Origin of the sequence: Streptomyces sp. NPDC021020, assembly GCF_044333285.1 — a bacterium.
Taxonomy (GTDB): Bacteria; Actinomycetota; Actinomycetes; order Streptomycetales; family Streptomycetaceae; genus Actinacidiphila.
This window is the reverse complement of sequence record NZ_JBIRQQ010000006.1, coordinates 365,404-388,853: the sequence shown is the minus strand read 5'-3', so window position 1 is coordinate 388,853 and position 23,450 is coordinate 365,404. Positions and strand designations below refer to the sequence as shown.

At 72.0% G+C, this 23,450-nt stretch carries 24 protein-coding genes; 8 read left to right on the top strand and 16 right to left on the bottom strand.

The annotated features are described in order from the left end of the window. Window positions 1-111: 111 nt before the first annotated feature. The 3 genes from ACH4SL_RS20360 to ACH4SL_RS20350 form a co-directional block, all read right to left on the bottom strand. Window positions 112-1,311 carry a tetratricopeptide repeat protein gene (locus ACH4SL_RS20360; protein ID WP_398447374.1) on the bottom strand — a complete coding sequence of 400 codons (1,200 nt, stop codon included), beginning with the start codon at window positions 1,309-1,311 and terminating at the stop codon, window positions 112-114. A 70-nt stretch (window positions 1,312-1,381) separates the two neighbouring features. Beyond that, the gene (locus ACH4SL_RS20355; RefSeq protein WP_398447372.1) at window positions 1,382-2,308 is read right to left on the bottom strand and encodes a hypothetical protein; all 927 of its coding nucleotides are present in this window, start codon (window positions 2,306-2,308) and stop codon (window positions 1,382-1,384) included. A 122-nt stretch (window positions 2,309-2,430) separates the two neighbouring features. Next, window positions 2,431-2,595, bottom strand: coding sequence for a hypothetical protein (locus ACH4SL_RS20350; protein ID WP_398447370.1), 165 nt, complete (start codon window positions 2,593-2,595; stop codon window positions 2,431-2,433). A gap of 177 nt (window positions 2,596-2,772) precedes the next feature. Between ACH4SL_RS20350 and ACH4SL_RS20345 the strand changes: the two genes are divergently transcribed. The 3 genes from ACH4SL_RS20345 to ACH4SL_RS20335 are packed head-to-tail and all read left to right on the top strand — an operon-like array spanning window position 2,773 to window position 5,297. After that, entirely contained in the window at window positions 2,773-3,843 is a 1,071-nt protein-coding gene (locus tag ACH4SL_RS20345) for a helix-turn-helix domain-containing protein (RefSeq protein WP_398447368.1), read from the top strand. Further along, complete coding sequence (locus tag ACH4SL_RS20340; RefSeq protein WP_398447366.1) at window positions 3,840-4,505, top strand: YdcF family protein; 666 nt, start codon at window positions 3,840-3,842, stop codon at window positions 4,503-4,505. The genes ACH4SL_RS20345 and ACH4SL_RS20340 overlap by 4 nt, the downstream gene beginning before the upstream one ends. 15 nt (window positions 4,506-4,520) lie before the next feature. Continuing rightward, window positions 4,521-5,297 (top strand): WbqC family protein, encoded by a 777-nt coding sequence (locus tag ACH4SL_RS20335; protein ID WP_398447364.1) that lies wholly within the window; start codon window positions 4,521-4,523, stop codon window positions 5,295-5,297. A 9-nt stretch (window positions 5,298-5,306) separates the two neighbouring features. Here ACH4SL_RS20335 and ACH4SL_RS20330 read toward each other — a convergent pair whose 3' ends face one another. Both ACH4SL_RS20330 and ACH4SL_RS20325 read right to left on the bottom strand, forming a co-directional pair. Beyond that, a complete protein-coding gene (locus ACH4SL_RS20330) occupies window positions 5,307-6,269 on the bottom strand; it encodes a pirin family protein (RefSeq protein WP_398447362.1) in 963 nt (320 codons plus the stop codon). Between the two features lie 161 nt (window positions 6,270-6,430). Next, window positions 6,431-6,946, bottom strand: coding sequence for an SseB family protein (locus ACH4SL_RS20325; protein ID WP_398447360.1), 516 nt, complete (start codon window positions 6,944-6,946; stop codon window positions 6,431-6,433). 179 nt (window positions 6,947-7,125) lie between these two features. On the opposite strand from ACH4SL_RS20325, the gene ACH4SL_RS20320 reads away from it, so the two are divergent. The 3 genes from ACH4SL_RS20320 (at window position 7,126) to ACH4SL_RS20310 (ending at window position 11,142) form a co-directional block, all read left to right on the top strand. Further along, the gene (locus ACH4SL_RS20320; RefSeq protein WP_398447358.1) at window positions 7,126-8,952 is read left to right on the top strand and encodes an acyl-CoA dehydrogenase; all 1,827 of its coding nucleotides are present in this window, start codon (window positions 7,126-7,128) and stop codon (window positions 8,950-8,952) included. Window positions 8,953-9,115: 163 nt separating this feature from the next. Then, on the top strand, window positions 9,116-9,778 hold the full coding sequence (locus tag ACH4SL_RS20315; RefSeq protein ID WP_398447356.1) for a Uma2 family endonuclease: 663 nt from the start codon (window positions 9,116-9,118) through the stop codon (window positions 9,776-9,778). A 68-nt stretch (window positions 9,779-9,846) separates the two neighbouring features. Further along, a complete protein-coding gene (locus ACH4SL_RS20310; protein WP_398447354.1) occupies window positions 9,847-11,142 on the top strand; it encodes a M18 family aminopeptidase in 1,296 nt (431 codons plus the stop codon). A gap of 66 nt (window positions 11,143-11,208) precedes the next feature. On the opposite strand, the gene ACH4SL_RS20305 is transcribed toward ACH4SL_RS20310, so the two are convergent. Continuing rightward, window positions 11,209-12,456, bottom strand: a complete 1,248-nt coding sequence (locus ACH4SL_RS20305) for a hypothetical protein (protein ID WP_398447352.1) — start codon at window positions 12,454-12,456, stop codon at window positions 11,209-11,211. A gap of 100 nt (window positions 12,457-12,556) precedes the next feature. Beyond that, window positions 12,557-13,813 carry a hypothetical protein gene (locus tag ACH4SL_RS20300; RefSeq protein ID WP_398447350.1) on the bottom strand — a complete coding sequence of 419 codons (1,257 nt, stop codon included), beginning with the start codon at window positions 13,811-13,813 and terminating at the stop codon, window positions 12,557-12,559. Window positions 13,814-14,020: 207 nt separating this feature from the next. Between ACH4SL_RS20300 and ACH4SL_RS20295 the strand changes: the two genes are divergently transcribed. Continuing rightward, window positions 14,021-14,269 carry a hypothetical protein gene (locus ACH4SL_RS20295; protein ID WP_398447348.1) on the top strand — a complete coding sequence of 83 codons (249 nt, stop codon included), beginning with the start codon at window positions 14,021-14,023 and terminating at the stop codon, window positions 14,267-14,269. A gap of 42 nt (window positions 14,270-14,311) precedes the next feature. Here ACH4SL_RS20295 and ACH4SL_RS20290 read toward each other — a convergent pair whose 3' ends face one another. Together ACH4SL_RS20290 and ACH4SL_RS20285 are read right to left on the bottom strand one after the other, a co-directional pair. Further along, complete coding sequence (locus tag ACH4SL_RS20290) at window positions 14,312-16,144, bottom strand: NHL domain-containing thioredoxin family protein (RefSeq protein ID WP_398447346.1); 1,833 nt, start codon at window positions 16,142-16,144, stop codon at window positions 14,312-14,314. Window positions 16,145-16,263: 119 nt separating this feature from the next. Continuing rightward, window positions 16,264-17,064, bottom strand: coding sequence for a carbon-nitrogen family hydrolase (locus ACH4SL_RS20285; protein WP_398447344.1), 801 nt, complete (start codon window positions 17,062-17,064; stop codon window positions 16,264-16,266). Between the two features lie 134 nt (window positions 17,065-17,198). Here ACH4SL_RS20285 and ACH4SL_RS20280 point away from each other — a divergent pair, with 134 nt between their 5' ends. Beyond that, window positions 17,199-18,023, top strand: a complete 825-nt coding sequence (locus tag ACH4SL_RS20280; RefSeq protein WP_398447342.1) for a maleylpyruvate isomerase family mycothiol-dependent enzyme — start codon at window positions 17,199-17,201, stop codon at window positions 18,021-18,023. A 97-nt stretch (window positions 18,024-18,120) separates the two neighbouring features. On the opposite strand, the gene ACH4SL_RS20275 is transcribed toward ACH4SL_RS20280, so the two are convergent. From ACH4SL_RS20275 to ACH4SL_RS20245, 7 genes are all read right to left on the bottom strand, one after another. Continuing rightward, on the bottom strand, window positions 18,121-19,461 hold the full coding sequence (locus ACH4SL_RS20275) for a nitrate/nitrite transporter (protein ID WP_398447340.1): 1,341 nt from the start codon (window positions 19,459-19,461) through the stop codon (window positions 18,121-18,123). Continuing rightward, window positions 19,458-20,132, bottom strand: coding sequence for a GntR family transcriptional regulator (locus tag ACH4SL_RS20270; RefSeq protein WP_398447338.1), 675 nt, complete (start codon window positions 20,130-20,132; stop codon window positions 19,458-19,460). Before ACH4SL_RS20270 ends, ACH4SL_RS20275 begins: the two co-directional genes overlap by 4 nt. 81 nt (window positions 20,133-20,213) lie before the next feature. Then, window positions 20,214-20,360, bottom strand: coding sequence for a hypothetical protein (locus ACH4SL_RS20265; RefSeq protein ID WP_398447336.1), 147 nt, complete (start codon window positions 20,358-20,360; stop codon window positions 20,214-20,216). Between the two features lie 94 nt (window positions 20,361-20,454). Beyond that, window positions 20,455-20,994 (bottom strand): hypothetical protein, encoded by a 540-nt coding sequence (locus tag ACH4SL_RS20260; RefSeq protein WP_398447334.1) that lies wholly within the window; start codon window positions 20,992-20,994, stop codon window positions 20,455-20,457. Window positions 20,995-21,079: 85 nt separating this feature from the next. After that, on the bottom strand, window positions 21,080-21,670 hold the full coding sequence (locus tag ACH4SL_RS20255; RefSeq protein ID WP_398447332.1) for a GNAT family N-acetyltransferase: 591 nt from the start codon (window positions 21,668-21,670) through the stop codon (window positions 21,080-21,082). 40 nt (window positions 21,671-21,710) lie between these two features. Further along, a complete protein-coding gene (locus ACH4SL_RS20250) occupies window positions 21,711-21,905 on the bottom strand; it encodes a hypothetical protein (RefSeq protein WP_398447331.1) in 195 nt (64 codons plus the stop codon). 112 nt (window positions 21,906-22,017) lie between these two features. Beyond that, the gene (locus tag ACH4SL_RS20245; RefSeq protein WP_398447330.1) at window positions 22,018-23,439 is read right to left on the bottom strand and encodes a dihydrolipoamide acetyltransferase family protein; all 1,422 of its coding nucleotides are present in this window, start codon (window positions 23,437-23,439) and stop codon (window positions 22,018-22,020) included. Between the last annotated feature and the right edge of the window lie 11 nt (window positions 23,440-23,450).

Here is a 23,450-nt window from a genome sequence, read left to right as displayed (position 1 = left end):
CTGTCTACGAACAGCCAAACCACCGCCGAGCCGTGCACCCAGCGTACGGAGGCGACTGCGGGGCGTCCACGCGCCGCCGCAAGGTGGGCCCCGAGGCGTAAGCAGGACTCGTTACGCCGGAGTCGGAGCCGGAGGAAGGTCCGCGAGGACGCGTTTGTCCTGATCCCGCGCACGGAAGCCGAGGCTGATGAGCGTGATGCTCTCTCCGGCACCGAGCGGGGTCCGACCGTGCGGGGTGAGTGCGCCGTCGAAGACGACTCCGCAGCCCACGCCAAGGTCGTACGTGAGGTAGCCGCCGGCGCTGATGAAGACGGTGGTACTGGCCTGGGCTGCCTCCGGACCGCGAGTGTGCCCGAGGCAGATGATCAGGTTCGCATCGCCGAACCCGGCCTCATCCACGTGGAAGTCGAGGAACTGCCCTTCCGTGTAGCCGATGTAGACGCCGGTGTGCGGTTGCTCGACATCCAGGCCGGTGGACCGTGCCATCAGCGCCGCCAGGTCGACCTGGGCGGCGAAGTGGTTCGCTGCCTCGCCGACGGCCGCGTTCCGCTTGCCGTTGTGCCGGTACCCGTCGGAGAGGAGGGCCTTGTCGGCTTCCGACGCCATGGCGGCGACCAACTCGGCGGCAAACGGCTGGTCCTGCAGGTGCCGAGGCTGCACCCGCTGGTGCACGGCGAGGCTCCGCACTGCCTTCTGGATGGACGAGGCCCCCTCGTGCCACCGCGCCGGGTCGGCAACGGTGGTGTGGGCCTGGAACCACGCTGTCCATTGGCGGCTCCACCCACCCGGTGCCACGATGGCCGACCCCGATGCGGCAGCGTTGCCGATCGACGCATCGACCCTGTCGAGCGCAGCTTGCGTGGAATCGACCAGTTCGGTGTTCCCCTTGGCGATCCGGAGCTGGAGCGCCTCCTCCAGGTACACGCGGGCACCGGTGAGGTCGCCGCGCTCCATGAGGTGCTTGCCGAAGTGCTGGAGCGCGAAGTCGAGGAGTTCCGGGCACCTACTCCGCGCGGTGTGCAGGGCGCTGCGGTAGAACCTCTCCGCGGCCCCGGCGTCGTTGGCGTAGCGGTGGGCATCACCGAGGTTGAGTTCCGTGGCGACGACGGCCCGGACGTTCCCGCTGGTGATGGCCAGTCCGAGCGACTGGCGGAGGAACGCGCGTGCCTGGCCGTAATCCCCCAGGCTCATCTGTGCGATGCCGATCCACCGGGTCAGGTCACGGACGCGGTCGGGCGCGGGCCCGGTGGACACCTCCTCGCGGAGCCGGTCCACCGCAGCGGTCAACTCGGCTCGGTCGGTGGGCACCATGCGAAGGTTGGCGTCTTGTGTGATGAGGTGCTGGAGCACGGGACCCTGCCTCTCTCGGTTCGGCGTGGTGCTACAGCTCGTCGATCTGCCGGCGCAGGCCGGTCAGCAGTTCCACTCCGTGCGGGGTGAAGTGCTGGTTCGAGGTTTCGAGTTCACGCATGAGGTAGCGGGCGGCCGGCAGCCCCTCGTCGTAGGCGTTCTGGAAGCTCGCACGCTCGTCGGCGGTCAGGTCGTCGCGGTCCAGCTCGGACCGGCGGAAGTCCAGCAACTGGACGTAGACGCAGGTCGCGTGGAAGGCACGATCGATCTCCCAGAACTGGTTGCGGGCAACCCCCTGACCGGCCCGCCAAGCGATCTCGATCTTCGGGGAAGCCTCGGACGAGTACCCGTCGGCGAAGACCTGGTGCTGGTGGATGTGGAGGGCGACCGACTGGTGCGTTCCCTCGTGCAGCAGGTTCTCCGCGAGGAAACGGGGAGACGGCTTCGCGCTGACCGTGTTCGGAGGGATGTGGTGCCGGGCCTTGTCGGTGAACATGATGACGTACGGGAGCGCTGGGTCGCTGGAGCTGGTCAGCGACGAGGCGTGGGCACCGGGCTTGAGGCCCACCCACAGCATGCCGCGAACAAATTCACGCATGCGGTCGAAGCCCTTCGGGTGGACCACCGACAGACGGTCCAGCGCGGCGGTCAGCTCCGCTCGCCGCTCGCCGGTGTGCTCCACGATCCGGTAGTTCGCCAGGTTCACGTCGGCGGCGATCTCGCGGGGCAGCTCGGCGTCGTACCAGTCGAAGGTCGCCCCGGCTGCCGTCAGACGCTCGCTGCGCAGAGCACGGGCGTGCTCCGCGTAAGGGGTGCCCGAGTGCAGGATGCGGCCCATCAGCGCGAAAGGAAGGGCCCACGCGGCCTCGGATTCGCGGAGCTGAGCCAGTTCCGGGTCACTGCGGGTGAGGTCGAAGAAGGAGCCGGGCGGTACGCGGGTGGCGATCGTGGTCGACACGGTGGACTCTCCTTGGGCGGAACGTGCAGATGGCGGGTCGAGAGGGGATCGGGCCGACTCGGCTGTTCACGCCGAGCCGACCCGCCGTGCCGTCACCAGGCGGCGTCGCTTCAGGGCCGAGATCAGCTCTCGGCTCCCACGGGCGCGAAGTCGCCGTCCGGCACCATGTGGTCCAGGGCCCGGGTGAGGCCGGTGACCGTCGGCGCGAAGTCGCCGTCCGGGACAGAGTGGTCCAGCCGCCGCGTCAGGGCGGTGATCTTCGGGGCCTGCTCGATGTCGGTGCTCATGTGCTTCTCCCATCGGGGCGGCTGCGCCAGGGCGAGTGACGGCCCAGGCGTACGGAGTGAAGCCAGCGTGGCTCACGCCCGGTCAGCCGGGAATGAACGGGCGTTGCACCTTCGTGGCACTTCCGTGGTCCCTCGGTCGCCGTCCGTGATTTCCTGTCGGCAGGAAGGAGGCGCCCCGTGGCAACCGTGAGGCGATGGACCGGCCGCGAGGCGGGCTTACTCCGCCAGGCACTGCGCATGAGCGTGCGGGTCTACGCGGCACACCTCGGTGTCGGGGTCCGGACCGTCTCCAAGTGGGAGCAATTCGGCGCGTCCACCTGCCCCTGGCCGGACACCCAGGCCATCCTCGACGAGGCTCTCGCCCGCTCGGACGCCACCGCCCAGGCGCGCTTCGAAGAACTCCTCACGGAAGGCTCACCGCGGCGCCGACCGACCGGTACGCCCTCCCTCGCCATCGCCGACCACGAGACGTGGACGGAGGATCTGGAGCGGATCGCCATCTGCCTGGATCGTCAGGACTTCGCCTTCGCCGCCACCTTGCTGAAGCGCTGGCTCAGCCACGCCGAGCCCCACGCCCTCGACGATCGGGGTCTGTACCTGTACGGGCGTTCGTTGGTCCTGTCCGGGGACCTGCGCCGCCTCCAGGGCACCTTCCAGGACCTGCTGACCGCCAAGAGGCTCTATTCCCAGGCACATGACGTGTTCACCGAACTCGGCATCCCCCGACGAGCCGCACAGGTCGAACTCTCTCTCACCGTGGTCGCGGAGATGGCCGGACGTCTCAACCTGGCAGCCACTCGCTACCAGCAGCTCACCGCCGACGAGAGGCTCGGCCCGGCCGACCGCGCCCGCGCTCTCCTGTGGATCGGCACCGCCCTGGCCAAGGACGGCCGCAACGAGTTCGCCCTCCATGTCATGGGGCAGGCGGCGCGGCGGTTCGAGGAGTTGGGAGAACCGGAGGACTGGGCGACCGCCCAGCAGAAGCTCGCCTTGGCCCATCGCGGCATCGGCGATCTCACCCGGGCCCTGGCCTGTATCGACACCGCCCGCCGCAACGGCCGCTTCGAGACCCCGCTCCAACGCGTCCAGATCGAAACGGCACACGGCCACATCCTGCTCACCGACCCGGACACGCGTAGCGCGGGGCAGGTCGTACTCGACCGGGCCTCGGGCACCGCCATTCGGTACGGCCTGAAACACCAGCTGCGCAGCATCGAAAAATTCCGTAACGACCTGGAGTACACGTGACCGACCAGGCCTCGATCAGCAACGCGGACCGCGCCGATGCCCGTACCCTCTGGGACTTCCACCAGATGGGTCACGAGCTGCGGTCCTGCTCCGCCGCAATCGCGCTCGGCAGCCTCGATCTCGGCGTCGCCAGCGCCACCGCGGAGCTGTACCACGCGGGCATGTTCCCGGTCGTGGTCTTCACCGGCGACACCAGCGACGCGACCAAGGAGCGGTTCCCACGGGGGGAGGCCGTCCACTACCGCGAGCACGCGCTGTCGCTCGGAGTGCCGAACGGGGCGATTCTGCTGGAGCCCAAGGCCACCAACACCGGGCAGAACATCGCCTACTCGCGCGAGGCGCTGGAGAACGCGGGCGTCCCAATGACCACCGTGCTGCTGATCTCCATGCCTTACATGCAGCGCCGCGCGTACGCGACCTGCCGCAAGCTGTGGCCCGAGGTCGAGCCGGTCTGCGTCTCCCAGGCGTTGTCGTTCGACGAGTACGTCATGACCCACGACGACGAGAAGCAGCTCATCGACATGCTCATGGGCGACATGGAACGGGTGATGAAGTACCCCAAGCACGGCTTCGCCATCGAGCAGCATGTCCCGGGAGAGGTCCGTGACGCCTTCGAACGGCTCCGCACCCGCGGTTACGACACCTGGCTCCTGCCCGCCTGAGCAAGCCGCGCCAGCATGCACACGCAACCGCCGCGCTTATGCGCGATCCATCAGCCCAACCTTCTGCCCCGCCTTTCCACTCTGGCCAAGTTGTACGCGGCTGATATCTGGGTGGTTCTTGACGACGTCCAATTCGCCCGCCGCGACTACCAGCACAGGGCCCGCCTCGCAGCGCTCGACGACCCGCAGCGGCAGCGATGGCTGTCTGTGGAAACCCGTCTCCCCGACGGCCGGTCCACGTTGGTCCGCGATGCTCTACTCGCGGATCCGCGGCGTGCAGCCCGCCGTCTGAGCTATCTGCCTGCCCAGCACTACCGCACCAGTCGCCACTGGCAATTGCTGCATGCCGTGCTCGAACCCGTTGTCGACACCGTCTCGGAAGCCGTCGGCACTGCGGCTGTTGCCGAGGCCACGACCCGCGCCCTGCTGAAGCTTCTTGGCTGGCGTGGCACCATCGTCCGCAGCAGCGATCTCGCCGCTTCTTCGGACCGCTCGCTACGTCTGGCCGACCTCACGACCGCGGTCGGCGCCGATACCTACCTCTGTGGCACGGGCGGCTGGCGCTACCTCGATCGCCGCCCGTTCGTCGAGCGGCAGCTCACCGTGCACGCGTTCCGTCCACCAGCAGTGGTCGGGGATCTGTGGACCGAAGCCACGACGATTTCTGCTCTGTGGGCGTTGGCCGCGTACGGACCTTCCGCCGTTGGGGCCGCCTTCGACGGCCTGCGCACGGCCGTGGGTACATCGCGGGAGGGCCCGCCCCCCGGACGGGGAGCGGGCCCTCCCGCGTGAAGGAGGCGGCTACTTGCCGAGGGGGGAGTCCGCCGGGATCGTGCCGAGGCGGCCCGCCTGGTAGTCGTCGAAGGCCTGGGCCAGCTCCGCGTGGGAGTTCATGACGAAGGGGCCGTACTGCATCATCGGCTCGCGGATGGGGCGGCCGCCGAGGAGGACGAACTCGAAGTTCGCCGAGCGCGAGTCCTGGGTCTCGGACGCGCGGAGGGTGAGGGCGTCGCCGGTGCCGAAGACGACGGCCTGGCCCATCGCGAAGGGGCGGGCCTCGGGGCCCGCGAAGCCGGAGCCGGCCAGGCCGTAGGCGAGGGCGTTGAAGTCCGCGCGCCAGGGGAGGGTCAGTTCGGCGCCGGGGGTGAGGGAGATGTGCGCCATCGTGATCGGGGTGTGGGTGGCGCCGGGGCCGGTGTGGCCGCCGAGGTCGCCGGCGATGAGGCGGATGAGGGCACCGCCGTCGCCGGAGGTGAGCAGCTTCAGGCCGGAGGCGCGCAGGTCCTGGTACTTGGGCGGCATCATCTTGTCGGCCTTCGGCAGGTTCACCCACAGCTGGAGGCCGTGGAAGAGGCCGCCGCTCAGCACGAGCGACTCCGGCGGGGTCTCGATGTGCAGCAGGCCGGAGCCCGCGGTCATCCACTGGGTGTCGCCGTTGGTGATGGTGCCGCCACCGCCGTGCGAGTCCTGGTGGATGAAGGTGCCGTCCATGATGTACGTGACGGTCTCGAAGCCGCGGTGCGGGTGCCAGGGGGTGCCCTTGGGCTCGCCCGCGGCGTAGTCCACCTCACCCATCTGGTCCATCATGATGAACGGGTCGAGGTGCCGGTAGTCGATCCCGGCGAAGGCGCGGCGGACGGGGAATCCCTCGCCCTCCAGGCCGCTCGGGGCGGTGGAGACGGCAAGGGCGGAACGGGAGTGGGCCTCGGCGGGTGCGGTGACCCGCGGCAGGGCCAGCGGGTTCTCGACGGTCACGGCAGGCATGGGGGGACCTCCTCGGGGACGGTGCGCTTCCAATGTAGTTGAACACTGAACATCTCGCAACGCGTGACCATTCCCTCACCCGATCGGGCGCGACAGCCCAAGGGGCGCAAGGGGCGTAACGGACTCAAGAAGCGGCGGACCTCAGCCGTACATCCGGCACATCAGCCGTACATCCGGCGCATCGTGAAATCGACCATCTGTTCGACGGCCTTCGCGTCGAAGACCATCCGGTGCTGCCCGTCGATGTCGAGGACGAAGCCGTAGCCGGTCGGCAGCAGGTCCAGCACCTCGGCGCCGGTGATGACGAAGTACTTCGACTCCTTGCCGGCGTAGCGGCGCAGCTCCTTGAGCGAGCTGAACATCGGGATGACCGGCTGCTGCGTGTCGTGCAGCGCCAGGAAGCCGGGGTTCTCGCCGCGCGGGCAGTAGACCCGGGAGGTGGCGAAGATCGCCTGGAAGTCCTCGGCCGCCATCGAGCCGGTCGTGAAGGCGCGTACGGCGTCGGTGAGCGACGGCGGCGAGGGCTCGGGGTAGCCGCCGCCCATGGGCGGCGCGGCGTTCGGGTCGGCGTAGCCGTTCATCGGCGTACCGCCGGCGTCCGGGTAGCCCGGCATGGGCGCGGGCCCGCCGGGGCCCGGCCCCTGACCCGGATTCGCGCTCTGGTCGTAGCCGTACACGGGCCCTAGCGTAACGGCGCCCCGGCCCGGCCGGGGACGGATCCCGGCGCGGACCCCGGCCCGCACCCCACCCGATCGATCCCGTCACATCCGGGGAGCGGGGCTTGCGCGTTATTACTGACGGGTAGCATCATGGGTGAGACGTTTTGTGACACCAGCAGCGATACGGAGCCGACGTCATGGGCCACTACAAGTCGAACCTCCGCGACATCGAGTTCAACCTCTTCGAGGTGCTCGGCCGCGACCAGCTGTACGGCACGGGTCCGTTCGCCGACATGGATGCCGACACCGCGCGCGACATCCTCGCCGAGCTGGCGCGCCTCGCCGAGAACGAGCTGGCGGAGTCCTTCGCCGACGCCGACCGCAACCCCCCGGTCTTCGACCCCGACACGAACACCGCCCCCGTACCGGACACGTTCAAGAAGAGCTACCAGGCCTTCATGGACGCCGAGTACTGGCGGCTCGGCCTGCCCGAGGAGATCGGCGGCACCACCGCGCCGCGCTCCCTGATCTGGTCCTACGCCGAGCTGGTCCTGGGCTCCAACCCGGCGATCTGGATGTATTCCTCCGGCCCCGCCTTCGCGGGCATCCTCTACGAGGAGGGCACGGAGCAGCAGAAGAAGATCGCCGCGCTCGCGGTGGAGAAGCAGTGGGGCTCCACGATGGTGCTCACCGAGCCGGACGCGGGCTCCGACGTCGGCGCGGGCCGTACCAAGGCGATCCCGCAGGACGACGGCAGCTGGCACATCGAGGGCGTCAAGCGCTTCATCACCTCGGGCGAGCACGACATGGCCGAGAACATCATCCACTACGTGCTGGCCCGCCCCGAGGGCGCGGGACCCGGCACCAAGGGCCTGTCGCTGTTCATGGTGCCGAAGTTCGACTTCGACCCCGAGACGGGCGAGCTGGGCGAGCGCAACGGCGTCTACGCGACCAACGTCGAGCACAAGATGGGCCTGAAGGCGTCCAACACGTGCGAGATGACCTTCGGCGACCGGCACCCCGCCAAGGGCTGGCTGATCGGCGAGAAGCACGACGGCATCCGGCAGATGTTCCGGATCATCGAGTTCGCCCGCATGATGGTCGGCACCAAGGCGATCGCGACGCTGTCCACCGGCTACCTGAACGCGCTGGAGTACGCCAAGGAGCGCGTCCAGGGCCCGGACCTGGCGCAGTTCACCGACAAGGCCGCGCCCAAGGTCACCATCACCCACCACCCCGACGTGCGCCGCTCGCTCATGACGCAGAAGGCCTACGCCGAGGGCATGCGCGCGCTCGTCCTCTACACCGCCTCCGTCCAGGACGCGATCCAGGCCGCCGAGGCGACCGGCGAGGACGCCCGCCGCCTGCACGGGCTGAACGACCTGCTGCTGCCCATCGTCAAGGGCTACGGCTCGGAGAAGTCCTACGAGCAGCTCGCGCAGTCCCTCCAGACCTTCGGCGGCTCCGGCTACCTGCAGGAATACCCGCTGGAGCAGTACATCCGGGACGCCAAGATCGACACCCTCTACGAGGGCACCACCGCGATCCAGGGCCAGGACTACTTCTTCCGCAAGATCGTCCGCGACCAGGGCCAGGCGCTCACCGCCCTCAGCGAGGAGATCAAGAAGTTCCTGGCCGACGCGGCGGGCGGCGAGGAGCTGGCCGACGCGCGCGACCAGCTCGCCAAGGCCGCGGCCGACCTGGAGGGCATCGTCGGCACGATGCTGACCGACCTCGCGGCCACCGAGCAGGACGTCCGCAACATCTACAAGGTCGGCCTCAACACCACCCGGCTGCTGCTCGCCTCCGGCGACGTGGTCGTGGCCTACCTGCTGCTGCGCGGCGCGGGCGTGGCCCTCGACAAGCTCCCGGGCGCCTCGGCGAAGGACGTGCCCTTCTACCAGGGCAAGGTCGCGGCGGCGAAGTTCTTCGCGACGAACGTCCTGCCGCAGGTCGCCGTCCAGCGCGCGATGGCCGACACCGTCACCCTCGACGTGATGGACCTCCCGGAGGAGGCGTTCTGACGCCCGCGAGACGTCCGCCTGACGGAAGGCCCCGGCTGCTCGACGAAAGGCCCCCGGCCTTCTGACCTGCTGAAACTGCTGAAACGTCCCGCCTTCACCTTTTGGGGTGAGGGCGGGACGTTTGCGTGCGGGCGCGGGGGGTGGCACGGCCAGAATCCGGAAGGTGACCAGGAGTACGACCCCCCGCCCCCGGGCCGCCGCCGACGGGCCGACGCAGCCGGACGGTTCGCCGTGGCCGGTGCCCCCGCCGGGCGGCTACCGCCTCGACGACCTCCTCCGGCTGGACCTGCCCGCCCGCGCCGAGCTGATCGACGGCAGCCTCGTGCTGCCCTTCCCGCAGCAGGAATTCCACGCGGTGACCACCGATCTGCTGCTGTACGCGCTGCGCGAGGCGGCTCCCGGCGGTCTGCGGGCGCGCCGGCAGACCGCCGTGGTGCTCAGCGAGCACACCGCACCCGTACCCGATGTGATCGTCGTCAGAACCGACGGCACCGGCGACGACGGCGACACCGACAGCACCGGCGGCACCGACGGGGCGGAGCGGCGCAGCTACCCGGCGGACGGCGTCGCCCTCGCCGTCGAGGTGGTCTCCCCCGACTCCCGGGAGCGCGACCGCGAGACCAAGCCGTTCAAGTACGCCCGCGCCCGCATCCCGCACTACTGGCGGGTCGAGATGTCCGGCCCCGACAACCTGCCGGTGGTCCACACGTACGTGCTCGACGTGCTGACCTTCGGCTACGTCCCCACCGGCGTCCACCGCGACCGGCTCCGGGTCGACGTCCCCTTCCCGGTCACCGTCGACCTCACCGAGATCGAGCGCATGTGACCCTTCCCGGCCGTGCCACCCGTCACCGTCCCGGGTGACTGTCGGCCGGGTTTTCTAGACTGGCCGGTATGAGTTCCGCACCGCGTGTTTTCGACCGCTCGCACACCGACGACCTGGCCGCCTTCGTCAAGGCGGCGCCCACGCCGTACCACGCCGTCGCCGAGGTGGCGCAGCGGCTGGAGGCCGCGGGCTTCCGGCGGGTCGCGGAGACGGACGCGTGGGACGGCGAGCCGGGCGGGAAGTACGTGGCCCGCGGCGGGGCGATCGTCGCGTGGTACGTGCCCGCGGGGGCGCGGCCCGAGACGCCGTACCGGATCGTCGGGGCGCACACCGACTCGCCGAACCTGCGGGTCAAGCCGCGCCCCGACATGGGGGCGGCGGGCTGGCGGCAGGTCTCCGTCGAGCTGTACGGCGGGCCGCTGCTCAACAGCTGGCTGGACCGCGACCTGGGCCTGGCCGGGCGGCTCGCGCTGCGCGACGGCTCGACGGTGCTGGTGGACGCCGGCCGGCCGCTGCTGCGGGTCGCCCAGCTCGCCGTCCACCTCGACCGCGGGGTCAACGACAACGGGCTGACCCTCGACAAGCAGCGCCACCTCCAGCCGGTGTGGGGCCTGGGCGAGGCGCACGACGGCGACCTGATCGCCTTCCTGGCCGCCGAGGCAGGCCTGGACGCCGACGACGTCACCGGCTGGGATCTGATGGCGTACGACACGCAGCCGCCCGCCTACCTCGGCCGGGACCGCGAGCTGCTCGCGTCCGGGCGGCTGGACAACCTGCTGTCCACCCACGCCTGCACCGCCGCGCTGCTGGCCGCCGTCGAGGCGGGCGACCTCACGCACATCCCGGTGCTCGCCGCCTTCGACCACGAGGAGAACGGCAGCCAGGCCGACACCGGCGCCATGGGCCCGCTGCTCGGCAACGTCCTGGAGCGCTCCGTGCACGCGCGCGGCGGCGGCTACGAGGACCGGGCGCGGGCGCTGGCCGGTTCGGTGTGCGTGTCCTCCGACGTCGGCCACGCCGTCCACCCCAACTACCCCGAGCGGCACGACCCGACGCACCACCCGCGGGCCAACGGCGGGCCGATCCTGAAGTCCAACGTCAACCAGCGCTACGCCACCGACGGCGTCGGCCGCGCCCTCTTCGCCGCCGCGTGCGAGAGCGCGGGCGTGCCCTTCCAGCACTTCGTGTCCAACAACGCCATGCCGTGCGGTACGACGATCGGCCCGATCACCGCCGCCCGGCACGGCATCGCCACCGTCGACGTCGGTGTGCCGATGCTCTCCATGCACTCCGCGCGCGAGCTGTGCGGCGCCGACGACCCGGCCTACCTGGCGGGGGCGCTCACGGCCTTCCTCAGGGCGTAAGGGCGTAGGGACGAGAAGCGGGCCCGCACCCGGGGGAGGGTGCGGGCCCGCCGTTCAGGGGGAGGCTCAGCTCCGGCCGAGCACCAGCGGCACCGCGCTCTCGGCGAACGGCCCGTCCGGGCCCTCCTGGTGGCCGACGACCGTCAGGCCCTGCCGCGGGCTGTACGACACGCCGTCCGCGGCGATCAGGCCGTCCGCGGGCGCCGCGGGCAGCGCGACGCGGTGCCAGCCGCGCGCGTCGGACCGCGCGACGTAGGCGTCCCGGCCGCCGACGGTGCTGCCGACGACGGTGACGCCGCCCGGGGTGAAGGCGAGGTCGGTGAGCTGCCCCGCGTCCGCGGGCACCGCGACCTTGCGCCACACACCGCCGGTCTTGCGCAGCAGCAGGGCGTGGCCCGGGTCGTCCTCGGTCAGCAGCGTCCGGCCGACCGCCCACAGCGAGCCGGAGCCGTCCACGCCGAGGCCGTAGACCTCGCCGCCGAAGGCCGGGTCGGGGAGCTTCTCGGTGGTCCACCTGTGGCCGTTCCAGTGCTGGACCACCGGCACGTCGTCGCCGCCCCACCCGGCGGTGTACACGTCGTGCCCGGACACCGCGACCGCGTTCGGCAGGTAGGTCAGCTGGTCGGGGACGGTCACCCGCTTCCAGGCGTGGCCGTCCCAGTGGACGACCAGCGCCTCCATGTGGTCCACGACGGTCCAGCCGCCGGGCTTGCCGGGAGTCGGCGACGCGCTGTCGAAGATCTGGAGCCAGCCGGTCGCCCACACGTCGGAGGGCCCGGCCGCGACCACCTGGGTGAGGCCGCCGCCCTCGGAATTCGCCGGTGTCGGCACCGGTTCGGCCTTCCAGGAGATGCCGTCGAAGTGGTCGGCGACTATCGGCCCGCACACCTCGTAGCCGGGCGGGAAGCCGCAGTTCGTGCTGCTGCGCCCCTCCAGGCCGACCGCCCACGCCTCGCCCGCGGTGCCGGGCACCGCGGTGACCGAGTTGATCTCGTTGTCGCTGACGCCGACCCCCTCGGACGGCAGCGGCACCGCCTGCCAGCCCTTGCCGTTCCGGTCGTCCTTGCGGAGCAGCAGCGGGCTCTGCCGGGTGAACCCGTCGTCGGTGGCCTGCTGGCTGAGGCCGCCCGCGAGGGTGACGTGGGCGCCGACCTGGGTGACGTCGAACAGCCATCCGCTGCCGGGCGGCACGGGCTGGGCGGTGAGCCCACCGGCACCGCCACCGCCACCGGCGGCCGAGGCGGTGCCGGTGAGACTGCCGGTGGCGATGAGGGCGGCGGCGGCCACCAGGGCGGCGGAGGCTGAAGTCCGCATGCGCATACGCGAGTTCTCCGATCCGAGCTGTGACGGAAGGTTCCGTCCGCTCCTCTCACGCCTGGCACCGCCCTGATGTGACACCCCGAAACCCGCCGGTTCAGCGCTGGTCGAGCACCACCGGCAGCACGTCCGCGCCCAACGGGCCGTCCGCGCCCTCCTGGTGGCCGACGACCGTCAGGCCGTGCTGCGGGCTGTACGTCATGCCCTCCGTGGCGAGCAGCCCGCCCTCGGGGGCCGCGGGCAGCGCGATCTGGTGCCAGCCCGTCGCGTCGGACTGCGCGACGTAGCCGCTGCGGCCGTCCGAGGCGTCGGACCCGGCGACGGCCACCCCGCTCGGCGTGAAGGCCAGCTTGGTGAGCAGCCCCGCGTCCGCGGGCACCGCGACCTTGCGCCACACGCCGCCGGTCTTGTGCAGCAGCAGGCCGTGGCCCTGCACGTCGTCCTCCCCCAGCCAGGTGCGGCCGACCGCCCAGGGCGAACCGGCGGCGTCCACGCCGACCTTGTACAGCTCGGCGCCGTCGGCGAAAGCCGGGAGCTTCTCGGTGGTCCACGTGCGGCCGTTCCAGTGCTGGACCTCCGGCGCCGGCCCGTCGCTGATGCCGGCCACGTAGACGTCGCGCCCGGACACCGCGACCGACGTCGGCGTGAGGGTCAGCTCGTCGGGCACCGCCACCCGGGTCCAGGCGTGGCCGTCCCAGTGGACGAGCAGCGCCTCCAGGTGCTCCACGGTGTGCCAGCCGCCGGGCTTCGGCGGGGGGTTGGGCTCCGCGTGGTCGAGGATGTACGCCCAGCCGACCGCCCACACGTCGGAGGGCCCGTTCGCGACCACCTGGCTGAGGCCGGCGCCCGCCGTGTTCTCCGGCACCGGCACCGGCGCGGCCGTCCAGGACGTGCCGTCGAAGCGGTAGGCGAGTATCGGCGGGCACGCCTCGTGGCCGGGCATGGCGCAGTCCGGCGTGTGCGGCTCCAGGCCCACCGCCCACGCCTGGCCCGCGGTGCCGGGGACGGCAGCAACCGAGTTGATCTCGGTGAAGGAGTCGCCGAGGTCCTGCTGCGGCAGCTGCACCGTCTGCCAGCCCTTGCCGTCCCGGTCGTCCTTGCGGAGCAGCAGCGGCGTCCCCGCGAGGTCGCCGTCCGCTTCGACCCCCTGGGCGATGCCGCCCGCGAGGGTGACGTGGGCGCCGACCTGGGTGACGTCGTAGAGCCTCCCGTTGACGTCCGGGAGGGGCTGGGCGGTGAGCGGGCCGCCACCGGCGGCCGCGGGCCGCGGGGCGGCCGAGGCGGTGCCGGTGAGCATTCCGGTGGCGATCAGGGCGGTGGTCGCCACCATCGCGGCTGCGGCAGAAGTCCGCATGCGCATGAGCAAGTTCTCCGATCCGGACGGCCTACGGGTCGTGCCGTCCGTTCCTCTCACGCGCCGGCCCGCCCCGAGGTGACACCCCAACACGCCTTTTCCGTAAGGGAGTTAGCGGGCGGGCATGCAACTGCCCGCACCGGGAAGGCGATCCACCAGGACAGCAGGCAGGAATCCGAACGCAATCCATCTCTGGAGGCGGACACCGTGGGTATCGGAGGCTGCATCATCCTGATCGCCGCGGGCGGCATCCTCACCTTCGCGACGGACTGGCACACCAAGGGCGTCAACCTGGACCTGGTCGGCCTGATCATGATGGCCGTGGGCGTCATCGGGCTCGCCGCGTACGTGAGCATCTTCAAGCGCCGCGCGCTGCCGCCGACGAGCCAGGGCGACGTACCGCCCGTCGTCGAGGAGCGCTACTACTCCGACGAGCGGTACGGCCCGCGCTACTGAGAGGCCCGCGTTACCGAGGGCCCGCGTTAGTGAGGGCCAGCGTTACTGAGGGCCCTCGTCCATTCCGGCGAGCACCAGGGCCAGCCGCGAGTCGCCGGTGTCGGCGAGCCGGACGGGGACGCCCCAGTCCTGCTGGTGGACGTGGCACGCGGGGTATTCGTTGGCCGGGTCGTCGTCGCAGGACGCCGCCATCGCCGAGACGTGCAGCACGCCCTCCGGCACGGAGGGGTCGAGGACCAGGTCGCGGAAGAGGTCGGTGCCCTTACCGGCGCCTTCCGTGAGCAGCTCCGGCGGGGTCGCGCTGACCAGCAGCCGGGTCGAGGGACCGTACCGCTCGTCGAGCTTCTGCCCGGCGGGCGCCGAGAAGACGACGTCCAGCCGGAAGAGCCCGGGCGCCACGTCGGTCGCGGCCCGCTGCGTGCGGTGGGCGACGCCCTCGACGCGTACGGCCTCCTCCGGCAGGCGCAGCCGGGTCAGCCGGTGCCGGGCGGATTCCACGACGACGATGTCCCCGGCGACGACCGCCGCGTCGGACGGCTCCCGCAGGTCGGTCGCGAGCGTGCTGACCTCGCCGGTGACGGGGTCGTAGCGGCGCAACGCGTTGTTGTACGTGTCGCTCACCGCGACCGAGCCGTCCGGCAGCCCGGTCACGCCCAGCGGGTGCTGGAGCAGCGCCTGGCCCGCGGGGCCGTCGCGGTGGCCGAAGTCGAACAGCCCGGTGCCCACCGCCGTACGGATGACGTACCCCGTGTCCTCCGCGGTGCGCTCGGCCCAGCGCAGGGCGGAGGTCTCCGAGTCGGCGATCCACAGCCTCTCCCCGGAGACCGTGAGCCCGGACGGCTGGGCGAACCACGCCTCCCGCGCCGGGCCGTCGACCAGGCCCTCGTTGGTGGTGCCCGCGGCGACCTCGACGCGGCCGGTCGCCGGGTCGTACGTCCACAGCTGGTGCACGCCCGCCATCGCGATCCACACCCGGTCCTCGAACCACGCCACGTCCCACGGCGACGACAGGTCCACCTGGAGCGCCTGCCCCGCGGTGGGTGAGCCCTGCCACCACTGGCGGCCCGTCCCGGCGACCGTCGTCACCACACCGGACTCCAGGTCGAGGCGGCGCAGCGCGTGGTTGACGGTGTCCGCAACGATCACACCGCCGTCCGGCAGCATCGCGAGCCCCTGCGGCTCGCTGAAGCGCGCGGTCGCCGCGTCCCCGTCCGCGAGGCCGCGCACACCGCTGCCGATCCGCCGCACGACGCTCTCGCCGTCCGCCGCCAGCTCCACCAGGGCGTGCCGCGTCGAGTCCGACACCAGGTAGTGGCCCGAGCCCGGCAGCGCCAGCATCTTGCCGGGGAAGCGCAGGTCCGTCGCCACCGGCTCCGGCGGCACGTACGGGCCGTCGCCGCGGCGCAGCGTGCCCTTCGCGGCGTGCTCGGCCTCCAGCTCCGTGACCAGCCGCTCCAGCGCGTGCGCGTGCCCCTCGCCGGCGTGCTGCGCGACGACGTAGCCCTCCGGGTCGATCACCACGAGCGTCGGCCACGCCCGTACGGCGTACTGCTTCCAGGTGGCCAGGGCCGGGTCGTCCAGCACCGGGTGGTGCACCTCGTACCGCTCCACCGCGTCCACGACGGCGTCGTGCTCGGCCTCGTGCACGAACTTCGGCGAGTGCACGCCGACGATCACCACGGTGTCCCGGTGCCGCTCCTCCAGCTCCCGCAGCTCGTCCAGGACGTGCAGGCAGTTCACACAGCAGAAGGTCCAGAAGTCCAGGATCACGATCGACCCGCGGAGGTCGGCGAGGGAGAGGGTGGCCCCGCCGGTGTTCAGCCAGCCGCCCCTGCCGGTCAGCTCGGGCGCCCGGACGCGTGCACGTGCAGTCATGTCCCCATCCAACAACATTTCCGGGTGCGGACATTTCCCCGCGCCCGTCGGGGGCGCGGAAAACCGCGCGGCCGGCCCACCACCGGGGGAAGGTCGCGGCGCCCCCCGCAAGGGGCAGGTCAGAGCGTGCCCGGCGGGGGAAGGGGGAGCACGCGGTCGCGCAGGACGGGGAAGTCGAGGCGGGTGGCCGCCACCCGCGAAGGGTCCAGCTCGCAGGTGAGGAGCTGCTCGGCGGGGCCGGCCTCGGCGAGGACCGTGCCCCAGGGGTCGACGACCATGCTGTGGCCGGCCTGCTCCACGCCGGCGTGCGACCCCGCGGTCCCGCACGCCAGGACGTACGCCTGCGACTCCACCGCCCGCGCCCGCACGAGCACCCGCCAGTGGTCCAGGCGGCGCGCCGGCCATCCCGCGCACAGCACCAAGAGCTCGGCCCCGCCGTCCACGAGCAGCCGGAACTGCTCGGGGAAGCGCAGGTCGTAGCAGGTCGCGAGCCCGACGACACCGAAGGGCAGACGCTCCGTCACCACGGCCCGCCCCGCGTCGAGCACCGCGGCCTCGCCGCTGTCGAAGCCGAAGCGGTGGATCTTGCGGTAGGAGGTGACCAGTTCGCCGTCCGGCGAGAAGAGCAGCGCCGTGTTGTAGAGGGCGCCCTCGGGGGCGCGCTCGACGATCGACCCGGCGTGCAGCCACACCCCGGCGTCCCGCGCGGCGGCGCTCATCGCCGCGGCGGTGGGCCCGCCGTCCACCGGCTCCGCCTCCGCGGCGAAGTCGTCGGAGGCGAACGCTCCGACGGGCCACAATTCGGGCAGGACGACGAGATCCGCACCCGCCTGCGCGCGGACGAGCGCGGCCGCGCGCTCCCGCCGCCGCGCGGGTGTCTCCGCCGGGTCGACATCGATCTGGACTAGCGTTGCGCGCACCTGGACACCGCCCATACGTTGGGTCGTCAAGCCGGGCCTACCATCGTCACTCGAAAGCACTGCGTGGGCGCCCGCGCGCAGCGTAACTTAGGCGCCAACCACCACGACCGCGCACCGATCCGTCGAGGGGTCCCGTGACCGTCCACAGCAAGCTCCAGCCGTACATAGACGCCTGGACCCACTCCATCGAATCCGTCAACGAGCTGGTGTCGCCCCTTGCCGAGGGGGAATGGAACCGCCCCACCGAGTGCCCGTACTGGTCGGTGCGCGACATCGTCTCCCACCTCATCGGCTTCGAGTGCGAACTCCTCGGCGATCCGCGCCCGATCCACACCCTTCCCAGCGACCTGCGGCACATCACCTCCGAGTCGGCCCGTTACACCGAGGTGCCGGTGGACATCCGGCGGCACCACACCGCCCCGGAGATGACGTCGGAGCTGGAGTACACGATCATCCGCAGGTCGCGGCAGCTGCGCAACGAGTCGCGGCAGCCGGACGCGCAGGTGCGGGCGATCGGCGGCGGCGAGACGACGCTGGAGGAGCAGCTGTGGGGCCGCGTCTTCGACGTCTGGGTGCACGAGCAGGATCTGCGGCGGGCGCTCGACAAGCCGGGCAACCTGGCGTCGGCGGGTGCGGTGCTGGCGCGCGACTACGTGCTGCGGGCGCTGCCCAAGCTGGTCGCGCACGACGCGGGCGCCAAGCCGGGCTCGGCGGTGGTCTTCGACGTCCACGGCCCGCTGGAGTTCATGCGCACCGTACGGGTGAACGCCGAGGGCCGCGGCTCGATCGACTCCGCGGTGTCGCTGGGCCCCGCGGTGACCTTCGTCCTGGACTGGGAGACCTTCCTGCGGCTGCTGACCGGCCGGGTCCGCCCGGCCGCGGTGGCCGGCCAGGTGAAGATCGAGGGCGACGCCGATCTCGCCGACGCGATCCTGCGCCACATCTCCGTGACGCGTTGACCGGTGCGGCCGCACCGCCGCGATCAGCCGAACGGGTGCGGGTCCCTCGTGGACCCGCACCCGTTCGGCTTACGCAGGGGGCTGCACGGCTACGGGGCTATTCGCCGCGGACGGCCGCGGGCGTGCGGTGGACGCTCTCGACGCGGCTGACCGCGATCCGCTCGCGCTCCAGCCGCTCGCTGGCCCGGCGCAGCCGCAGGATCTGCGTGAGGCCGACCGCCTCCATCACGAAGACGCTGCACCAGGCGACGCGGTAGTTGTCGCCGGTGGAGTCCAGCAGCACGCCGATCGCGAGCAGCGTGAGCATCGAGGCGGCGAAGCCGCCGATGTTGACGATGCCGGAGGCGGTGCCGAAGCGCTCGGGCGGGTTGGCGGGGCGGGCGAAGTCGAAGCCGATCATCGAGGCGGGCCCGTTCGCGCCCAGCACCACGCACAGCACCACCAGCAGCCACATCGGGTCGTGGCCGCCGGGCCAGGCCAGCACCACGGCCCACGACACCGCGGTCGCCGCGACCACGCCGAGCGTCAGCGGCAGCCGCGCCCCGTGCTGACGGGCGATCACCTGGCCGAAGACCAGGCCGAATCCCATGTTGGCCAGCACCACCAGGGTGAGCAGCCCGCCCGCGGCCCCGCGCGAGAGGTCCTGCGCCTCGACGAGGAAGGGCATGCCCCACAGCAGCAGGAAGACCATGCCGGGGAACTGCGTCGTGAAGTGCGTCCACATGCCGAGCCGGGTGCCGGGCTCGGCCCAGGCCGCGGCGATCTGCCGCTTCACGTACGCGGCCCCGGCGTGCTCGGCGGGCGCGGGCTCGTATCCCTCGGGGTGGTCCTTGAGGAGGAGCGCCATGAGCAGCAGCACGAACGCGCCCGCGACCGCGGAGCCGAGGAAGGTCGGGGTCCAGCCCGCGGAGTGCAGCAGCCGGGCCAGCAGGACGGTCGAGACGAGGTTGCCGGCCACCCCGAAGAGCGCCGCCGTCTGCGCGATGACCGGGCCGCGGCGGGCCGGGAACCAGCGCGAGCCGAGCCGCAGCACGCTCACGAAGGTCATCGCGTCGCCGCAGCCGAGCACCGCGCGGGCGGCGAGCGCCATGCCGTAGGAGTGCGACAGGCCGAAGGCGAGCTGGCCCGCGGTGTAGAGCAGCGCGCCGAGCGTGAGCACCTTCTTCGTACCGAGCCGGTCCACCATCAGGCCGACGGGTATCTGCATCCCCGCGTAGACCAGCACCTGGAGGATCGAGAAGGAGGAGAGGGCGGAGGCGCCGATGTGGAAGCGGTCGGCGGCGTCGATGCCCGCGACGCCGAGGCTCGTGCGGTGCACCACCGCGACGAGGTAGACCAGGGTGCCGACGCTCCACACCAGCACCGCCTGCCGGCCGCCCGGCGGATCGCCGGGCAGCGCCCGTATCCCGCCCCCGGAGCAGTCACCGCCCGCCGTCACGACTCGCCCCGCGCGAGCGTGTTGACGCGGACGAGGTGCCGGGAGACCGCCGCCTTCGCCTCGCGGACGCCCGCGCCGCGCAGCGCGTCCAGGATCTCGGCGTGCTCCTCGATGTTCTTGGCGACCCGGCTCGGCTCGGCGTGCATCGTGGCCACGCCCATCCGCAGCTGCCGGTCGCGGAGCTGGTCGTAGAGCTGGGCGAGGATGCGGTTGCCGGCCGCGCGGACGATCTCGGCGTGGAAGCAGCGGTCGGCGACCGCGAAGGCCGCGAGATCCCCGGCGGCGGCGTGCAGCCGCTGCTCGGCCAGCAGCTCCTCCAGCCGCGCCGCGAGCGGGTCGGGCAGCGCGCCCGCGAGCTTGGCCACCGCGTGCTGCTCCACCAGCAGCCGGGTCTCGACGACGTCGGCGATCTCCTGCGCGGAGACCGGCAGCACGAGCGCGCCCTTCTTCGGGTAGAGCTTGAGCAGCCCCTCCGCCTCCAGCCGCAGCAGCGCCTCGCGCACGGGCGTGCGCGACACCCCGACGGCCTCGGCGAGATCCCCTTCCGTGAGCAGCGTCCCGCCCTCGTAACTGCGGTCCAGCACCCCGGCCTTGACGTGCAGGTAGACCCGCTCGGCGGCGGGCGGCGACTTGACGGCGGTGCTGCCGGGGGGCGCGGTGACGGTATCCATGATGCGCACATCATAGATACAACAGCGGGGCGGACGGTACGGCGGTCCGTCATGCGGACGTACGCCCCCGGGGGGAGGCGGTCACTCGAAGACGGGCACGCTCCCGCTGTAGCGGCGCACCGCCGCGACGACGTCGGTGCGCCGCACCCCGTACAGGCGCGTCGGCACCACCATCACCGAGCCGAAGCGCTTCGCCAGCCGCCTGCGGTGGCGCCGCTCCGTCGCCATCCGTCCCCCCGGACACGGCCCCGCCCCGCAGGCGGGGATCCGGACGCATCGTCCCACCGCGCCCGCCGCCCGGCCAGGGCGGGGTGACGTGACGTCAGTCGCCGTCGAAGACGGGCAGGCCGGGGCTGTAGCGGCGCACGGCGGCGACGAGGTCCTCCACCCGCCGGCCGTAGAGCCGCGGGGAGACGACGAGCTGGGTGCCGAACCGGCGGTCGAGCTGTCTGCGGATCCGCGCGGAGCGGGGCCGGCCGGCTCCGACCGGGGCCAGCGGCAGTTGCCGGTCGGGCTGCCGGGCGTGGAAGGCCACCACCCGGCCGCGGACGACCACCGCCCGGTCCAGGTCGCGCCACGGCACCGTCTGCTCGCCGTGCACGGTGATCCCCGACGGATCGACGCGGATCAGGCAGCCCGCCTTCCGCATCCGGTACAGCGCCCGCTGGACCACCGCAGCCAACACCAGCGACAGACCACCGAGCACCAGCGAGAGCGGCTTCACCCGTGTGTTGTACGGGTAGAGGATGTACGCCGCGACGACGAGCGGCAGGATCAGCGACTGCATCACCCGCAGCACGCCCCAGCGCAGTCTTACCTCGTAGCCTCCGGGCGCGGCCGCCCCCGGTACCAGCGCTTCCATCGCGAATCCCCCCACAGGACGCATCGCCCCCGCAGACCGGGGGCAGCGCATCTTCGCACCCCGGGCGACCCCCGCACCAGAGGGGTCAGGACGCGGGCGGGAGATCGTCGCGGAGGATCGCGTAGAGGACGTTGTCGCGCCAGCGGCCCTCGCGGAAGTGGCTCGCGCGCATGACGCCCTCGCGGGTGAACCCGGCCTTCTCCAGGGCGCGTTGCTCGGCGATGTTCTCGATGTCGGTGTCCGCCTCGACGCGGAAGGCGAGGGTGTTGTCGAAGAGGTAGCGCACCAGGAGGCGCTGGGCCTCGGTGCCGGCGCCGCGGCCGCGCGCGTGCGGCCAGAGCAGGATGCCCATGCTCCAGTGGGAGGAGATGCCGCGGGGGATCTTCCGCCAGGAGACGAAGCCGAGCGATTCGGTGCCGCGGACGACGAGGAGGCGGCCGCCGTCCGGGCCGAGGATGCCGTTCTGCTCCCAGTCGCGCCGCCAGCGGTGGGGGTCGGGGAAGCCGAACCACTGGTAGGGGCCGGAGGCGGCGGGATCGGAGAGGTGGCCGTTGATCACGGGGAGGTCGTCCTCGGTGATCGGGCGCAGGGCGACGGAGTCGCGGGCGGCGTTGCGCTCAGCGTCGTTGCCCTCGGTGTCACTGCCCTCGGCGTCGATGCCCTCGATGTCGGTCATCCGTTCATCGTATGACCGGGTGATCCGAAGTGGCGGCGCCTCAGGGGCGGATGGTGCTGACCAGGTCCGCGGTGGAGGCGACGGTCGACTGGATCGTGGGCGCGATGCTGGAACTCGCCAGGCAGAAGCCCAGCAGGCCGGCCACGATCGCATGGCTGACCTTGAGGCTCTTGTTGTGCATGAGCATCCCCACGATGACGAGGAGCAGCACGATGACGGACACGTGGACGACCATGGGGCGATAGCAGCACAATTCGTCCGTCGGGTGGCGGAAACACGCAGAAGGGGCGGGTCCGGACGTCAGTACGTCCGCACCCGCCCCACTCTTTCGCGGGACGTCCCGGGCCTCAGGCCCAGGTGATGAGCCGCTTGGGCTGCTCCAGGATCGCCGCCACGTCCGCGAGCACCTTCGAGCCCAGCTCGCCGTCGACCAGCCGGTGGTCGAAGGACAGCGCGAGCGTGGTGACGTGCCGCGGCTTGACCTTGCCCTTGTGCACCCACGGCTGGAGCTTCACCGCGCCGAAGGCGAGGATCGCGGACTCGCCGGGGTTGAGGATCGGCGTGCCGGTGTCGACGCCGAAGACGCCGACGTTGGTGATCGTGACCGTGCCGCCCTGCATGTCGGCGGGCGCGGTCTTCCCCTCGCGGGCCGTCGCCACCAGCTCGCCGAGCGCGGCGGCCAGCTCCGGCAGCGTCCTGTCCTGCGCGTCCTTGATGTTGGGGACGATCAGGCCGCGCGGGGTGGCCGCGGCGATGCCGAGGTTGACGTAGGACTTCTGCACGATCTCCTGCGCGCCCTCGTCCCACGTCGCGTTGACCGCGGGGTTGCGCCGGATCGCGACCAGCAGCGCCCGCGCCACCAGCAGCAGCGGGCTGACCTTGAGGCCCGTGAAGGCCCGGTCCTCCTTCAGCTCCTGGACCAGCTTCATGGTGCGGGTGATGTCGAAGGTCACGAACTCGGTGACGTGCGGGGCGGTGAACGCGCTGGCCACCATGGCCTGCGCGGTGGCCTTGCGCACGCCCTTGATCGGCGTACGGGTCTCGCGCGCGCCCGTCGCCGCCGGTGCCGTCAGCGGTGCGGCGGGGAGCGGCGCGGGGGGCGCGGCCGCGGCGCGGATGTCCTCGCGCGTGACGACGCCGTTCGGGCCGGTCGGGACGACGGTGGCCAGGTCGATGCCCAGCTCCTTGGCGAGCTTGCGCACCGGGGGCTTGGCCAGCGGGCGTTCGGCGGGAGCGGCGGGCGCGGCCGGGACCTCTGCCGCGGGAGCTTCCGCGGCGGGGGCCGCCTCGTAGCCGTTGAGCGGCGCGGACTCAGGCGCGGACGCGGGCGCGGCCGGGGGCTGCTGCTTGCGCGGGCGGCGGGTCGTGGCGGACGGCGCGACGCCGTACCCGACCAGTACCGCCTCGCGCTTGGCGGCCGGCTCCGCGGCGGGCGCGGGCTCGGGCTGCGCCGGTACGCTCTCGGGGGCCGGGGCCTGCGCCGTACCCTCGCCGCCGTCGGCACCCCCGGCGTCCACCACGATGATCGGCGTGCCGACGTCCACCGTCGTGCCCTCGTCGAAGCGGATCTCGCTGACCACCCCGTCGTAGGGGATGGGCAGTTCGACGGCCGCCTTCGCCGTCTCCACCTCGCAGATCACCATGCCGTCGTGCACGGTGTCGCCCACCGCCACGTACCACTTGAGGATCTCCGCCTCGGTCAGGCCCTCGCCGACGTCCGGCATCCGGAACTCACGGAAGCGCTGTGCCTGTGCGGTCACGGTAGTCACAACCCTCTCCC

Excerpts from the sequence above, each read along its gene's own strand:
- ACH4SL_RS20300 (WP_398447350.1), bottom strand. The coding sequence starts at position 13,813 with ATGCGGACTTCTGCCGCAGCCGCGATGGTGGCGACCACCGCCCTGATC.
- ACH4SL_RS20270 (WP_398447338.1), bottom strand. The coding sequence starts at position 20,132 with ATGGATACCGTCACCGCGCCCCCCGGCAGCACCGCCGTCAAGTCGCCG.
- ACH4SL_RS20290 (WP_398447346.1), bottom strand. The coding sequence starts at position 16,144 with ATGACTGCACGTGCACGCGTCCGGGCGCCCGAGCTGACCGGCAGGGGC.
- ACH4SL_RS20320 (WP_398447358.1), top strand. The coding sequence starts at position 7,126 with ATGGGCCACTACAAGTCGAACCTCCGCGACATCGAGTTCAACCTCTTC.
- ACH4SL_RS20330 (WP_398447362.1), bottom strand. The coding sequence starts at position 6,269 with ATGCCTGCCGTGACCGTCGAGAACCCGCTGGCCCTGCCGCGGGTCACC.
- ACH4SL_RS20255 (WP_398447332.1), bottom strand. The coding sequence starts at position 21,670 with ATGACCGACATCGAGGGCATCGACGCCGAGGGCAGTGACACCGAGGGC.
- ACH4SL_RS20265 (WP_398447336.1), bottom strand. The coding sequence starts at position 20,360 with ATGGCGACGGAGCGGCGCCACCGCAGGCGGCTGGCGAAGCGCTTCGGC.
- ACH4SL_RS20335 (WP_398447364.1), top strand. The coding sequence starts at position 4,521 with ATGCACACGCAACCGCCGCGCTTATGCGCGATCCATCAGCCCAACCTT.
- ACH4SL_RS20305 (WP_398447352.1), bottom strand. The coding sequence starts at position 12,456 with ATGCGGACTTCAGCCTCCGCCGCCCTGGTGGCCGCCGCCGCCCTCATC.
- ACH4SL_RS20310 (WP_398447354.1), top strand. The coding sequence starts at position 9,847 with ATGAGTTCCGCACCGCGTGTTTTCGACCGCTCGCACACCGACGACCTG.
- ACH4SL_RS20350 (WP_398447370.1), bottom strand. The coding sequence starts at position 2,595 with ATGAGCACCGACATCGAGCAGGCCCCGAAGATCACCGCCCTGACGCGG.
- ACH4SL_RS20250 (WP_398447331.1), bottom strand. The coding sequence starts at position 21,905 with ATGGTCGTCCACGTGTCCGTCATCGTGCTGCTCCTCGTCATCGTGGGG.
- ACH4SL_RS20360 (WP_398447374.1), bottom strand. The coding sequence starts at position 1,311 with ATGGTGCCCACCGACCGAGCCGAGTTGACCGCTGCGGTGGACCGGCTC.
- ACH4SL_RS20260 (WP_398447334.1), bottom strand. The coding sequence starts at position 20,994 with ATGGAAGCGCTGGTACCGGGGGCGGCCGCGCCCGGAGGCTACGAGGTA.